The organism is Acinetobacter sp. AS167, from assembly GCF_037152175.1.
Lineage (GTDB): Bacteria > Pseudomonadota > Gammaproteobacteria > Pseudomonadales > Moraxellaceae > Acinetobacter.
On the sequence record NZ_JBBCMP010000012.1, the window covers coordinates 35,172 to 49,595 of the forward strand.

12 protein-coding genes are annotated in these 14,424 nt (G+C 40.5%); 1 reads left to right on the forward strand and 11 read right to left on the reverse strand.

Annotated features, from left to right (window positions below):
- Positions 1-194 precede the first annotated feature (194 nt).
- Positions 195-2,684 carry a penicillin acylase family protein gene (locus tag WFN33_RS16545; RefSeq protein ID WP_336954097.1) on the forward strand — a complete coding sequence of 830 codons (2,490 nt, stop codon included), beginning with the start codon at positions 195-197 and terminating at the stop codon, positions 2,682-2,684.
- Between the two features lie 68 nt (positions 2,685-2,752).
- Here the strand turns inward: WFN33_RS16545 and WFN33_RS16550 are convergent, their stop codons facing one another.
- The 11 genes from WFN33_RS16550 to WFN33_RS16600 form a co-directional block, all read right to left on the reverse strand.
- Positions 2,753-3,682 (reverse strand): SphA family protein, encoded by a 930-nt coding sequence (locus tag WFN33_RS16550; RefSeq protein WP_336954098.1) that lies wholly within the window; start codon positions 3,680-3,682, stop codon positions 2,753-2,755.
- Between the two features lie 103 nt (positions 3,683-3,785).
- Positions 3,786-5,276, reverse strand: coding sequence for an aldehyde dehydrogenase family protein (locus WFN33_RS16555; protein WP_224965224.1), 1,491 nt, complete (start codon positions 5,274-5,276; stop codon positions 3,786-3,788).
- Positions 5,277-5,342: 66 nt separating this feature from the next.
- Entirely contained in the window at positions 5,343-6,944 is a 1,602-nt protein-coding gene (locus tag WFN33_RS16560) for a GMC family oxidoreductase (RefSeq protein ID WP_336954168.1), read from the reverse strand.
- 126 nt (positions 6,945-7,070) lie between these two features.
- Positions 7,071-7,979 (reverse strand): transcriptional regulator FeaR, encoded by a 909-nt coding sequence (gene feaR / locus WFN33_RS16565; RefSeq protein ID WP_336954099.1) that lies wholly within the window; start codon positions 7,977-7,979, stop codon positions 7,071-7,073.
- A gap of 136 nt (positions 7,980-8,115) precedes the next feature.
- The gene (locus tag WFN33_RS16570) at positions 8,116-9,075 is read right to left on the reverse strand and encodes a p-hydroxyphenylacetate 3-hydroxylase reductase component (protein ID WP_171287945.1); all 960 of its coding nucleotides are present in this window, start codon (positions 9,073-9,075) and stop codon (positions 8,116-8,118) included.
- Between the two features lie 65 nt (positions 9,076-9,140).
- Positions 9,141-10,094 carry a PDR/VanB family oxidoreductase gene (locus WFN33_RS16575; protein ID WP_336954100.1) on the reverse strand — a complete coding sequence of 318 codons (954 nt, stop codon included), beginning with the start codon at positions 10,092-10,094 and terminating at the stop codon, positions 9,141-9,143.
- Positions 10,095-10,128: 34 nt separating this feature from the next.
- Positions 10,129-10,866, reverse strand: coding sequence for an SDR family NAD(P)-dependent oxidoreductase (locus WFN33_RS16580; RefSeq protein ID WP_004820415.1), 738 nt, complete (start codon positions 10,864-10,866; stop codon positions 10,129-10,131).
- Between the two features lie 10 nt (positions 10,867-10,876).
- Positions 10,877-11,362, reverse strand: coding sequence for an aromatic-ring-hydroxylating dioxygenase subunit beta (locus WFN33_RS16585; protein ID WP_004721595.1), 486 nt, complete (start codon positions 11,360-11,362; stop codon positions 10,877-10,879).
- A gap of 10 nt (positions 11,363-11,372) precedes the next feature.
- Positions 11,373-12,650, reverse strand: coding sequence for an aromatic ring-hydroxylating oxygenase subunit alpha (locus WFN33_RS16590; RefSeq protein ID WP_166783557.1), 1,278 nt, complete (start codon positions 12,648-12,650; stop codon positions 11,373-11,375).
- A gap of 30 nt (positions 12,651-12,680) precedes the next feature.
- Entirely contained in the window at positions 12,681-13,208 is a 528-nt protein-coding gene (locus WFN33_RS16595; protein WP_336954101.1) for a nuclear transport factor 2 family protein, read from the reverse strand.
- A gap of 43 nt (positions 13,209-13,251) precedes the next feature.
- A complete protein-coding gene (locus WFN33_RS16600; protein WP_105714294.1) occupies positions 13,252-14,418 on the reverse strand; it encodes an acyl-CoA dehydrogenase family protein in 1,167 nt (388 codons plus the stop codon).
- Positions 14,419-14,424: the final 6 nt, after the last annotated feature.

Sequence of the window (14,424 nt, forward strand, 5' to 3'; positions counted from 1 at the left end):
ATTTAAAATAAAATGATGAGATAAAATTAAGTCTATTTATTTAAAAGTATAAATATATACCCATAAAGTAATAGAAAATTACATATAAAAATAACAATCATTTTATTTATTCAGGACCTGTATATCGATAAATCTACTGTTTTTAGAAAACATCTAAAAGCATTTATTTCCCAACACTCTATTTCTCAACAATAATGAAAAGGATATTTCAATTGAAAAAAAACCCCTCAAATAATCAACTGAGCGATAAACACCACTTAATCAAATTAGGTGTTTTAAGTTGTTTATTGCTTGCAGGATGTAGTTCATCCTCTCGTTTAGAATCAAACCCAGTGCAAAAACAGGTCACGATTCAACGTGACAATTTTGGCACACCGCATGTCTATGCCAAGGATACTTATGGTCTTTTTTATGGCTATGCTTATGCAGTCGCAACTGATCGTTTATTTCAAATGGAAATGTCAAAACGTACAGGTTTAGGCACTGTTGCTGAAGTTCTCGGCCCTGATTATCTACAATATGATATTGCAACCCATAGTCGTTTTAATCCTGAACAGATTAAACAACAAATTGCCCGACTTTCTCCTGAAGATCGTGCCATTTTCGATGGCTATGCCGCTGGTTTTAATAAGCGTGTCCAAGAGGTCTTAGCCAATCCGGAGCTGTTGCCTAAAGAATTTATTGATTATGACTTTAAACCATCGACATGGCAGCAAGAAGATATCGCAATGGTCTGGGTGGGCTTAATTCTCAATCGCTTTTTTTCAGCCAGTTCAGAAGTCTCAAATTTAGATTTACTGACTCAACTACAAAAAGAAAAAGGTCCAGAAACAGGATTAAAAGTTTATCAGCAATTACGTTGGTTAGATGATCCGAGTGCTCCTACAATTATTCAATCTAAAGCAAAACCACAAGTTTTAGCACGTCAACAACACATGTTAAAAGGTATAGCCCCTATCTCAGACCAAGCAGCCAAAAACTATTTAGCTCAAGCGCGTATTACATTGGGTAAAAGTGTGGTTGATGGCGTCCCTACAGCCAGTAATGCTTGGGTGGTCAAAGGAGATAAAACGGTAGAAGGCCAAACGGTTTTATATAATGGCCCTCAACAAGGCTGGTACACGCCTGCCATTACTTATGCGGTTGGGTTACATGGTGCGGGCTATAATCTCACAGGGATTACCCCTGTCGGTCTACCTGCAATTCTATTTGGAACCAATGGAAAAATTGCTTGGGGTTCAACTGTCGGTTCGCTTGATACCAATGACGTCTATCAACTCAGCTTAAATCCGAGTAATTCAAAACAGTACCGCTATCAAGGCAGTTATATTCCCTTTGAACATCAACAGATCAAAATTAAAGTCCGTAATCAACCAGACCATGTTTTAGATGTGTATCAAAGTAAACAAGGCTTTGTCAGCACATGGGATGAAAAAAATCATACCGCCTATGCACAAAAACGTAGCTGGGAAGGTGTAGAGATCGAAACATTACTGGGCTGGGCCAATGCAGCAAAAGCGAGCAACTGGCAAGAATTCCTAGATCAAGCCAAACGTGTCGCGGCTTCGATTACGTGGTTTTATGCCGATACCCAAAATAATATTGGTGTCGCTGCATTGGGTCGTTTACCGATCCGCCCTGAAAACCAGCATATTCAACTGCCTGCTCAAGGTGATGGCTCAATGGAATGGCAGGGTTTCTATGATTTCTCACATAATCCCAAAGCCTATAACCCTGAAAAAGGCTATATTAGCAGTTGGAACAATAAAGCTTATGCGGATTTACGTTCCGATTCCTCCAACTTCTCTCATGTTGACCGTGTCAATGAACTGATTGAACCCCTAGAAAGTAAAGCAAAATTAAGCCAACAAGACATTTGGGATATCAATAAAATGGGCGCTTGGTCGGATCTGAATGCGCGTTATTTTATTCCCTATATGGTCAAAGCTGCGCAAAGCCCGAACGCATCACCTTTAGCAAAGAAAATCGCACCGATATTGGCGAGTTGGGACTTCAAACTTCGTCCTGACAGTGAGGCTAAATTCTATCAAGGCGCAGCACCTGTCATTATGCGTACATGGCTCAATCAAATGATTGAATTGGTGCTTAAACCAAATTTATCTGAAAATATTTATGCGCGTTACACAGATACCCTTTACCCAGTAAATAATGACCCACGGAGTACACAACCTGCGAATGCATCTAAACTGATCTGGAATGCGCTGCAAGGCAAACAAGCCAGTGTTGCTCAAACCGTTGATTTCTTAAAAGGACAATCAGCAGATGATGTGGTGTTAACTGCCTTGGAAAACACCTTAATTCAGCTTTCAACACAATATCATTCAGATCAACCCAATGATTGGAAAATTCCTGTTGCCACAATGGGATTCTCCAACAAAAACTCAGTGGGTATTCCATGGGCTGATCAGGCGCATCAACAACAGCTGAGCACCTATGGGAATACAGGGAGTGCAACCTTTAGAGTGGTACTCAATCCCAATCAAGTCAGCATGTGTTCAATTCTTGCACCTGGTCAAAGTGGATTTATTCATCGCAATGGAAAGACCGATACACACTTTGCCGATCAGCTCCCATTATTTGAAAACTATCAATGTAAGGATGATGCAGTAAGCCAAAAGCAAATTGATCAAGCAACACAACAAAGTATGACTTTAACCTATTAATTTTTAATCGAAACAGCCCAATATATAGATATATTGGGCTGTTTCGATTTTAAAGCTTATCAAATCCATCATTTTTGAAAATGATGTACATACCGAAAAATCATACTGGTCCCTTGTGGTCGATTTTCTGCATCTTGTTCAAAATAAGCATTTGCAACAAGATGGTCATGGGGAGAAAAACTATACATCGCCCCTGGACCGATCGCCCATACCTGTTCACGTCGTCCTTTGACATTTTCACCATCCAACTGTGTATCTGTGATTTGATTGAGCCAATATCCATTTATTCCTAACCGAAGCTGTGGTGTGACTGCATAACTACTTTCAAAGTTGGCATGTAACGCTTGCCCAGCCTGTATGTCTTCAGCATTCCCAAAACTATAATTTGGATCATTATTCTTAAAGTTATAAAGATAGTGTAAGCGTGTCGAAAGTGTCCATTTGGGATTCAGCCAATAGGTTGCAGCCCAGTATGGATCAAGTGACACTGCATTGGCACCAGGGTTTATATCCTTATTATGATCATATTCACCTGTAGGTAAATTGATTTGAAATTCAAAACGATGGGAAAACTTAGGCCCGTCTTGCCCCATCACTGGATCAAATTGGATAAAAGGGCCGATAATAATGTCGCCCAGTCCCCTATTTGCTTTAATAGCTTGATTATTGAGGCCATCATCCACATCTACATGTGCCAGCACAGGAATCACCATATTTAAGCCAAGATTACCACTGCCCAATTTGATATCTGACATATAACTGATTTGCTGAACAATCGATTGATAATCAATCTCTGACTGAGGGAGTGCGATTTTGTTGCCATGTGTATCGCGAATACTATCTGCGCGATAATTCTGAAAATAGGTTTGTGCATACCAACCACTACCTGCTGGAACTGCACCGTCTACAAAACTCGATAGACCTAAATTCACAGTTGGCAGATCACTGGCAAAACTTGTATGCGTAATAAAAATCAGACCCAGTATTTTCTTATTCATCTTCAATATCCTTATTGTTGAGGCAAAATCCTCCTACAGGTAGCAATTGATGCTGCTACCTTTTTCTAACTGGATTTGCCAGTTTAAATAATATTGTGCATTTTTAATAACGGATCATCACTGACTTTAATTCAGTGTAATCCTCAATAAATGCGTCTGAAAATTCACGACCCAGACCAGACGCTTTGACACCACCAAAAGGAACGGCAGGATCAAGGAATGTGTGCATATTCACCCAGACTGAGCCTGCTTCAATTTGCGGAATGAGTCGCAAAGCTTTCGCCAAATCATTGGTCCATATACTTGCAGTTAAACCAAAACGAGAATGATTCATCATTGAAATTAACTCTTCATCACTTTCAAAAGCAATCACATCCACCACAGGTCCAAATGTTTCCTCAATAAATAATGGATCGTCAATACCCCGCACTGTTAATAAAGTTGGCTCTACAAAATAGCCTGTTCCTGCAATGACTTTACCACCACAAATGATTTGATTATTTTGATAAGCAAGATCCAGATAATGTTTAACCTTCTCAAAATGTGGCTTATTTGAAAGTGGACCAAACATAGAGGATTCATCCAGTGGTGAACCTATTTTAAATTGTTGAAGAGCTCCGGCTGCTTTTTGAATAAACTCTTCATATTTAGAGCAATGCACAAAAAAACGTTCTGGTGCTGCACACACTTGACCTTGATGGACAAAACTGGCTTGTAACAGTGTTGGTAAAATTTCATCGATTTGAGTATCCGCTAAAATCGCAGCTGCATTTTTTCCGCCTAGTTCTAAGCTGACACGGGTTAAATCGTTATGCATCGCTTGTTTACCAATCGCAATTCCTGTGGGTACAGAACCTGTAAACGAGACTTTTTTAATCTTTTTAGAGTCAATTAAATATTGGCCAGTTTCTCCTGTGCCTGTGACAATATTAATCACACCTGCGGGGATGCCTGCTTCTATTGCAAGCTCGGCTAAACGTAATAATGAAAGTGTTGTGAACTCACTAGGTTTAAGCACGATTGTACAACCCGTTGTCAATGCCGAACCAATCTTCCAACATCCGATCATCAAGGAAAAATTCCACGGCACTATTCCTGCCACAACCCCAACAGGTTGACGCACTGTATAAGCTGTATATTTTTCACCATTGGCTGAGGGAATAGAAGGTTGCATGGTTTGACCATGAATCTTGGTGGCCCAACCAGCAAAATATCTTAAAAACACGACAGTCTGAGCAACTTCTAAGTGTCGAGAAAGATTAATCAACTTGCCTGTAGTCAAAGTTTCTAGTTGTGCTAATTCCTCCGCATGCTGTTCAACCAGATCAGCAAGCTTATTCAGCTTTTGCCCACGCTCATAAGGTGATGTATTGGCCCAAGCATGTAGAAAAGCATCTTGCGCACTGTTTACAGCGGCCTCAACATCTAGTTTAGTCCCAATCGCAATACTTGAAACAGGCTGTTCCGTTGCTGGGTTAACCAGCTCAATTCGAGTACGCGTATCATCGACTTCAATATGTTGTCCATGAATAAAATGACCGTGTTGACGTTGCAAAAAAGTTTGGACACTCGCTAAAATTTGTACTTGGTTCATCTTGTTATCCTGTGTTCTATATAGAAATCTTGGCAATTTAGGTTCAGCAATCTCTATGAGATTCAATTATGCATTTAGAATAAAGTCAGCACCGCGCTCACCAATCATGATGGCAATGGCGTTGGTATTTCCACTTGGTACTTGTGGGCAAATGGAACAGTCAATCACGCGTAAATTTTGAAAACCATACACTTTAAGGGTTTGGTCAGTAACGGAGTCTTGTGAAGAATTGCCCATTTTACAGCTGCCTGCTGGATGGTAGACCGTTTTAATATTTTGACGCATCCACAGATCAATCGCAGCAATGTCATCGGGATCGATATTTGCTGGTTCAATAATATCTTTGACTATAGATTTTAATGCAGGCTGTTGTAGTAAACGCAGCCCTGCCTGAACCGCGCGAATATTGGCATCAATATCTTCTTGATGACCTAAATAGTTTGGATCAATGATCGGCAAAGCATTTGGGTCTTTACTGCTTAAACGTAAACTGCCTCGTGCTTTGGGTTGTACATGTCCAACCTTAATGGTGAGACCATGTTCTTGTGCCACTGCTTTTTCACCTGGCGTATTATCAAAATTATCCAGTACTGGCAAGAAATGGAACTGTACATCAGGTCGGCCATGGTTATTGGTATCAATAAAGCCACCGCCTTCTAAAATATTAGACGTTAATAAACCAGAACGGGTAAAGCGCCATTGTAAAAAGTGCCGTAGTGCTTTTAAACCTTGATCTTCCCCAAGCAAGCTATTCTTGGTTTTAACAGTTGCATTCACTGACATATGTAAATGATCATGAAAATTCTCACCCACAGGTAAGTCTTGAATACATTCAATGCCCAGTTCATTTAAATGCTGTTTTGGACCAATACCTGAGAGTAATAAAACTTTTGGACTACCAATTGCACCAGCACTGACAATAATTTCTTTGCTTGCGTGCACAGTAACAGTGGGTTTTCCAGCAATGCTATAGGTTACACCTGTCGCCCGACCAGCATGTGTTTCGATTTTATGAACCAGTGCATCGGTCACCACAGTAATATCTGCAAGATGTTCAACCGCTTTTAAATAGGTCTTTGCAGTGCTGGCTCTTTCACCATGCAGGGTTGTTGTTTGATAAAAGCCGACACCCGCTTGATCCCATCCATTGAGATCATTGACATATTTCATCCCCATTTGCTGACCTGCTTGAATACAGGCAAGTGTTAAAGGATGACGATAACGATTTTCACTGACAGGCAAAATACCCTCTTGTCCGTGATACTCATCCGCAAGGCTTTCATTTTTTTCAGCTTTTTTAAAAAATGGAAGCACATTTTGATAAGACCACTTGTTGCAGCCCCATTCAGATGCCCATAGATCATAATCCTGACGTTGTCCACGACAGTACACCATGCCATTGACAGAGCTCCCTCCGCCAAGGACTTTTCCTTGTGCAAGAATCATTTCACGATGATTACAATGTTTTTGTGGAACCGTCATATACGGCCATGATTTTTGTTGAAATACTTTGATCACTGTTGCTGGGATCGTATGGAACATACTATTGTCCTTCGTCCCCGCCTCTAAAACCAGCACTCGTCCTGCGTTTGCTTGTAATAATCGTGCTGCGACCACACAGCCTGCCGACCCTGCCCCAATAATAATATAGTCATATTCTGCTTGCATCATGCTTGCCTACTCATCCAATTCCTTGAATAAGATTTCACCATGATTACAGCGGATGTTCTTGTTTAAACGTGACTCACTTTATGCAAAATTGTGACATTGACAGCAGATCTAAAAATTCATCGACTACACTTTTAAGCGATATTGTTTCGGTGAAAGCCCGATCATCTTACGGAACAATTTTGAGAAATGAGCACTGTCACCAAATCCCCACTTCAAAGCAATTTCAGTAATCGACAGACTTTTATTTTTGCCATCTTTTAATTCATACTGAATTTTTTCGATACGATGCATTTGAATAAACTTGTGTACAGATTGCTGTTGATGTTCAAATAATCGGTGTAAATGCCGAAGTGAAATCCCTAAGTGATTTGCGATCATTTGTGCATTTAAACTTTGCTGATTGAGATGCTCAAAAATAAATCGCTCTGCTTTTATTTTGAGATGACTGGAAATTTCAATATTTTTATAATTAATTGTCGGTTTGATTAAAGCAATCAAGGCATCTTCAAAAGCATTACCATCCTCTTTTGCATACCAAAGTTCAATATTTTCAGGTGATAGGTTTTGCAACATACCTTTCAGCAAATGCCCACTCATATTAGAAGTATTTAATTTGCCAAAATGATCAACCGTAATGCCTTGCCTGAATAATTTCTCGCGCGATAAATGCACTGAAACATGACTAAATAAACCTTGTGGATACATATCAATCGTTTCATCAGGATCAAGTAAGGTAATCTCACCTTCATTTAAATCAATATTTTGATCTTTATAAACAATCCGCATCTTGCCTGTGTACTGAATCACCAAAAAGCAGAAACGATCTTTCACTCGATCAGGCATACCACTTTTTCTGCAAATATGACTGGCATTACTTTTTATAAAAGCAACCTCTGTCTCTCCCAGTAAAAAGAACTTTACTTCACCAATAAATAAATTATTCTGTTTATCAAAGGTCGTCTCAAAGTTACCACAAACCTTTTGAATAGATTGCTTCCACTGTACAATTTCATTTTCTTTAGCTTGATTCATATCCATTCCTCTTGGACAGATCGATTCAATAACTTGAATAGCTTTGCTTTGTCTTTTCCAACACCATTAAAAATTCTATCTCAATCAATCCAAATAACCGACAAATTCATCTAGATGTTTGTCGGTCAGTTGATGATTATACAATCCCCGCAATATCTTTTAAAATTTTAATAAAAATTTCCTTTTCATTTTCAGGATATTTTTCAAAAACTTCATTTTGATGGCTATCAGCAATATCAAACAGATAATGTGCGGTTTTCTTGCCCTTTTCCGTTAACTTAAAAAATCCATCCGTTTCAATCAATAAACCATCTTTTTTTAAGATAAGCGCAGCTTGTTCGATCTCACGCATCGGCATGGCAATATCACGTGGTAAATCTGCTTTATTGGATGCGGTACCACTGCCTAACACCAATAATAATCTTGCTTCACTGGTGCGAAATCCAGTGATTAACTGCTTCGGAATATAATCGGTCTGATAAAATTTAAACGCCCGACTCATTAAATAACAGACATTACTATATAAATGCCCTTGGTGTAATTCGCCTAAGTCTTCTGCTTCTACAGTATCTTTAAGCTGTAATAATGGATGAGGAATCACACCTGAATACGCACCTTGGTGATACACCAACGGACTACGCCCTTGATCATGAAACTTAACGACTTTGCCAATAATAATCCAGTGATCACCACCTTCAATAATTTCATGTCGTTCACATTCAAACACTGCTGAACAATGGTCTAGAACTGGTGATTGACCTGCACCAACCTGATAACTTGTACCTTCATACTTATCGATATTGCGACGGGAAAATTTATTGGATAACTCAATTTGAGAACCCGATAAAATATTTACCGCAAAATGCGTAGCTTGCTCAAATACAGAAAAACTCGATGATTTTTTATCGATACTCCATAAAATGAGTGGTGGGTCTAAAGACACTGAATTAAAACTATTTGCAGTGACTCCAACCTTCTCACCTTGCTCATTTTGTGCCGTCACAATGGTCACACCTGTAGCAAAATTACCCAATGCCCGTCTAAATTGCATTGGATCTATTTTGATTTCATCCATTGATTTTAATGAATTCATTATTCTCTCCTGAATCTTTTATCCTATTTAGCTCGGTATCTGAAATTGCTTAGTCCTGTTAAAAGCAATTAAATATCCAGTACCAATCGTGCTGACTTTGCACGGGAACAACACACCAGTATTTGTTCATTACTGGCTTTTTCTTCATCAGTAAAATACACATCGCGATGATCAGGCTCACCTTCGATCACATCGCACATACAGGTTCCGCAGACGCCCTGTTCGCAAGACATTTCAATCTCAATCCCTTCACGTGCCAGTGCTTGCAGAATGGTTTCTTCGGTATTGACCATGATGATCTTGCCGCTACGCTCAGCAACAACTTCAAATGCATCACCGTTGGTTTCAACCTCAACCTGAAAATATTCCTTATGAATCTGTTGCTCAGGAAAATTTTGTGTCAAAGCCAAATTAATCACCCAATCCATAAATCCATTGGGACCACAGGTATAGATATGGCTTGCTTTGTCTATGTCCTGAATGGCAGATTGAAAAAACTCACGATGGCTGGCCCCTTCCGATTTAAAATGAAAGGTGGTAAATGGCGCCAATACACTATTTCTAATTTCATCAACAAAGGCACATTGCTCTGGGCTTGCCCCGCAATAATGCAGTTCAAAAGATGCGTTTTCTTGTACCAATTGATAGGCCATGGTGATCAAAGGGGTAATTCCAATCCCCCCACCCACCAGTACAGCATGTTTGGCTTTTACTAATGGAAACAGGTTTTTGGGTTCACTGACCTGTATTTGCATACCATCTTTTAAATCATCAAAAGCCGATACTGAACCACCACGCGATTCTGGATCACGTAAAATCCCCAGTCTGAATATGCCAACATCCTTTGGGTTTTGGCATAGTGAGTACTGACGCACCATACCATTGGGTAAGTGCACATCAATATGCGCACCTGCTTCAATTTTTGGTAATGTGGCAGAATTTGCAGATTCAAACTCCATGACTGCAACATTCCCACCTTCTACATGCCGGTTTCTGACAACCACGTTATAGAGTGTAGCCATGATTTATCTCCCTTTTATGCATCTCGCTCAAGGCTTAACGCATAAATAATCCACCGTTAATATCCCACGTCGCCCCAGTGACAAATGCAGCGCTTGGGCTTGCCAACAAGGCACAGGTTTCAGCAATAAATTCCATGCTACCTAATGCTTTGACTGGGATATTTTGAATAAATTGCGCCATTTTCTCGTCAGATACCACACTGTGTACAATCGGTGATTCCATTGGCCCAGGTGCTATGGCGTTTACAGTCACGCCTTTAGCAGCAAACTCTTTGGCAAAGATTTTGGTCAAAGTCACAATTGCACCTTTAGTTGCAGCATAGTGTGCTCCTGTCGCAGTACCTCCATTTTGCCCTGCCAATGAAGCCATATTGACGATACGACCATAGCCTTGATCCGCCATATACTTGCCAATAATTTGACACGCTTGAAAGGTTCCTCGCTGATTCACTTGGGTGATCCAATCAAAGTCAGCTGCAGTAATCTCTAAAACAGGAGTTGCCTTAGTGACCGTCGCATTATTAATCAACACATCCAATTTACTGAATTTTTGTTGAATCCACTGCACTGCGGCATGAAAATCTTGCTCAACTGAAATATCCAGTTTTAACGCAAACATATTCTCCGCATTAGGACTACGTGCTTTGGCATTTTCAGCCTTTTCTAAGCTGCTGGCAGAGACAATCACTTGATGCCCCTGTGCTGCAAAATATTCGGCGATCACATTCCCTAAACCAGATGCTGCGCCCGTGACTAAAACAACCTGTTTCATTTTTGCGCTCCTAGAGGATGTAACTGATACCCGCCAAAGTATCGGTCGAGTTGACTAAGTTGATAATTTTACGATTGATCTTAAAGCCTTGTTCTGGATCACGAACCAAATGAAAAATCACATCTGCGGTGTAATGTTTCAAGCTTTCCTTACGGAATTCACGAAGGTTTTGTGCACAGCGTAAAATGATTTCACCATCCTCATCTTTTACGACACGGATACGTGACACGCTACGGACGGTATTGGCTTTGGGTGCAGTCGAAATCGCCTCACCATTTTCCAAACGTTCGACCCGTAATGTACGCATATGATTGTTGTCATAGGCATAGTTCAAATTATTTTCATAATCCTTGAGTGTCGGATCAATCGGAATGATATACACACCTTTTTCATTCCAGAGATTGAGCCATTCACGGTATTCACTGTGGTCTAACATGTCAGCTTCAGCCCAAACAAAAGCAGTCACTTCATTTAATAATTGCAAATTCATGTTCATGCTACTCTCCTTAAGCCGTCATCATCTTTTTCCACTGCTGATAAGCAGCGCGCATTCCAGTTTCTGCACTGACATCGCTCTTTAAGCCATCTTCAGTTTTTACTTCGCCGGGTAAACCACGGTTCAACATGATCCATAAATCATGACCAGCATTGGCACCATGTTGCACACGTTCCCACGCTTCTGAGTCATCAGGTGTACCAAAACCAAATGGACCTTGGAAATGTTCATGTAGACGTAAGCGATATTGATTGGCAATCTGTGGACCACCATCCATCGTGATCACGGAATGATGAATTTCAGTTTCATTGACTGAAATCGGTTGCATAACACGGAAGAAGGCCATTGAACAGGCAATGTTCGGGAACAGGTTTAAGTTAAAACCAGAGCCACCCACAGCACGTACAATACGGCGTACTTCAAGTTCTTCATGCCCTTCATCACGTAACGCCTGTGCAAGCTCTTCAAAACGTTCCTGAATTGGGCGTTCCATCAACTCTTCATCTAAATCCACCAGCTCAGGAATCATCACCATGACACTGTGCCCATTACCTAAATCTTCAACATAGCCAGGTTGATTTTCAAAATTAAATAACTCTTCAGTCTTCTCATCGACTGAACTTAAGAATGACTTATGTACCAACGGAAAATGATAGGCATCGGTGGTGTTTTCCAGTTGAATTTTCCAGTTGCCTGGGAAACGGAAACGATGTTCACCCAATACTTTAATTGGATAACCTGCGCCTTGTTTCATAAACAAATCAATCCATTTTTTCGCTGCACCTAAGAAATCCTCTAAAGGTTCAATATCATCTTTAAAGGTGGCGAAAATCATACCGTTGTATTCTTCAACACGTAGGCTAATCAATGGAAACTCTGATTTATCCAGACATTCACCATAACTTTCAGGTGAAGGTACACCACGTAATGAACCATCCAGTGCATAGCTCCATCCGTGATATGGGCAAACAAAACTGTTGGTTTTGCCTTTTTTATGTTCACATACCGTTGCTGCACGATGGCGACAACGATTGAGCAATACATGGACTTTTTTCTTACGGTCACGTACAACGACCACAGGTTGCTTACCAATATTAATAGTTTTATAGCTACCACCATCTGGAATTTCGCTGGCATGTGCCACCCAAACCCAAGTGCTGTAATAAATCTTTTCCATTTCATCGTCAAAGACACGCGCATCTTTATATAAAGAGGTATGCGCACGATCACTTTGAACTAACTCGCTGTAATCAATATTAATATTCTGCATTGGAATAATACTGTTCATATCCATTATCCTTTTCAATTTATCCATAACTTATTGCTGAGACGGTACTGGCAATATCGCTGTACTGTTCCAGTGAGACACAGGGCGACTAAAAATATTTTCAGTCTGAAAATGTTTGATCTTCCATAGACCATCGGTTTGCTGTTTAAATTTCACGCTGAGTTTTGCGGCATTTAAATGGCTATCTCCATTGAGAAAGGTCGAGGTTTGCAACATCAACCAGCTTGCATTGGCCTGATCGCCTGCAATATAAATTTGTTCTGAGCTGACAAAATGCGCATTCATCAAAAAATGTGATTCGGTTTGGGTATAGCTTTTAAACATGTCAAAAATGGCTTGCCATGAAGCATGGCGACCAAAAGATTGCGCATATTTCTCACCAATTCCTTCCCAAATACTGTCCTGATCAAATAAATCCATTAATTCATTGAGGTCAGTCTTGGCATTTAATCCATCACAAATTTCCATGTAACGATGAATACAATTACGAATCACGTTTTGCGCTTCGAGCTGTTCTAAGCGTTGTAAGATAAGGGTCAAATCCATCTGGCTATTCATGTCATATTCATCCTGGGACATCTCGTGATTATTCAAATTCGACTTATAAATAACCGGGTGCTGGTTGCATGCCAAAGCTCACCAAAGCGGCATTTTGTAAAGTGGCATCGCCCATAAAGGCATGCTGAGTCACCACATTGGTATCATTCACAAATCGGCTAAATGGGTTATGGGTATAAATTGCAGTCATGCCCGCCAGCATTTGAATTTTGCGTGTTACACGTGCGCAAACTCGAGCAACATGGGTACAAGACAAACGCATCTCACTGATCTGTTCTGGCGTTGGCGTACCACCTGCAATAATTTCATTCCAAACGATTTGCATAGTGTCGTAGAACCAAACACGCGCTGCTTTAAACTCAGCTTCGACTTGGGCAAATTCATATTGGGTGACTGGACGACTGGCAATTTCAGCACCACCTGTAATGGATGATTTGCCAGGTGCTAACTTTTGGAATTCTTCCAACGCTGCTGCTGCAACACCGATCCCGACCACAGTTAACACCTGTGTTGCCAATGACAGTGATGGATATTTAAAAAATGGTTCCGAAAGTTTGGAAGGTTCGCCACGGATAAAGGTCCAATCATTATTTACAAAGACATTATCTACCAGCAGATCATGACTGCCTGTTCCCTTTAAGCCGACCGTATCCCAAGTCATTTCGATTTGTGCTTGTTTTGCAGGGATAATTGCTAAACGTGGAAGACCTTGTGTGGTGTTATTGACCTGTGGGCTAATCCCCACCCCAATAATATCGGCCCCCATACAACCACTTGAAAATTTCCATCGACCTTTTACCACCACGCCATCAGCTCTTAAATCTGCGGGTTGCGGTGGAAAAATACCTGCTGCAAATACAATATCTGGGCTTTCTTTATATAATTCTTCAAGTGTCGCTTCAGGCAGGCTACCCAAATAAGCAGGGCTCATCCCAAAACTCGCAACCCATCCCACAGACCCATCCGCTTTAGACAGACGTTCAATCAACTCACAAAACTGTTGAGGTGACCATTCATTGCCGCCAAAACGTTTTGGTACCAATGCACGATAGACACCAATCTGTTTCAACTTATCGATGATGTCTTGACTCACATACGCTTGGTTATCAAACTCGCCTGTACAAGCACGTTCTCGAATCTCCTGACAGAGTGCTTCTAATTCCGTTATTGTTGTGTCCATTACAAATTCCTTTGTCGATAAATTATTCATTACCCA

Excerpts from the sequence above, each read along its gene's own strand:
- WFN33_RS16545 (WP_336954097.1), top strand. The coding sequence starts at position 195 with ATGAAAAGGATATTTCAATTGAAAAAAAACCCCTCAAATAATCAACTG.
- WFN33_RS16550 (WP_336954098.1), bottom strand. The coding sequence starts at position 3,682 with ATGAATAAGAAAATACTGGGTCTGATTTTTATTACGCATACAAGTTTT.
- WFN33_RS16555 (WP_224965224.1), bottom strand. The coding sequence starts at position 5,276 with ATGAACCAAGTACAAATTTTAGCGAGTGTCCAAACTTTTTTGCAACGT.
- WFN33_RS16560 (WP_336954168.1), bottom strand. The coding sequence starts at position 6,944 with ATGCAAGCAGAATATGACTATATTATTATTGGGGCAGGGTCGGCAGGC.
- feaR (WP_336954099.1), bottom strand. The coding sequence starts at position 7,979 with ATGAATCAAGCTAAAGAAAATGAAATTGTACAGTGGAAGCAATCTATT.
- WFN33_RS16575 (WP_336954100.1), bottom strand. The coding sequence starts at position 10,094 with ATGGCTACACTCTATAACGTGGTTGTCAGAAACCGGCATGTAGAAGGT.
- WFN33_RS16580 (WP_004820415.1), bottom strand. The coding sequence starts at position 10,866 with ATGAAACAGGTTGTTTTAGTCACGGGCGCAGCATCTGGTTTAGGGAAT.
- WFN33_RS16585 (WP_004721595.1), bottom strand. The coding sequence starts at position 11,362 with ATGAACATGAATTTGCAATTATTAAATGAAGTGACTGCTTTTGTTTGG.
- WFN33_RS16590 (WP_166783557.1), bottom strand. The coding sequence starts at position 12,650 with ATGAACAGTATTATTCCAATGCAGAATATTAATATTGATTACAGCGAG.
- WFN33_RS16595 (WP_336954101.1), bottom strand. The coding sequence starts at position 13,208 with ATGAATAGCCAGATGGATTTGACCCTTATCTTACAACGCTTAGAACAG.
- WFN33_RS16600 (WP_105714294.1), bottom strand. The coding sequence starts at position 14,418 with ATGAATAATTTATCGACAAAGGAATTTGTAATGGACACAACAATAACG.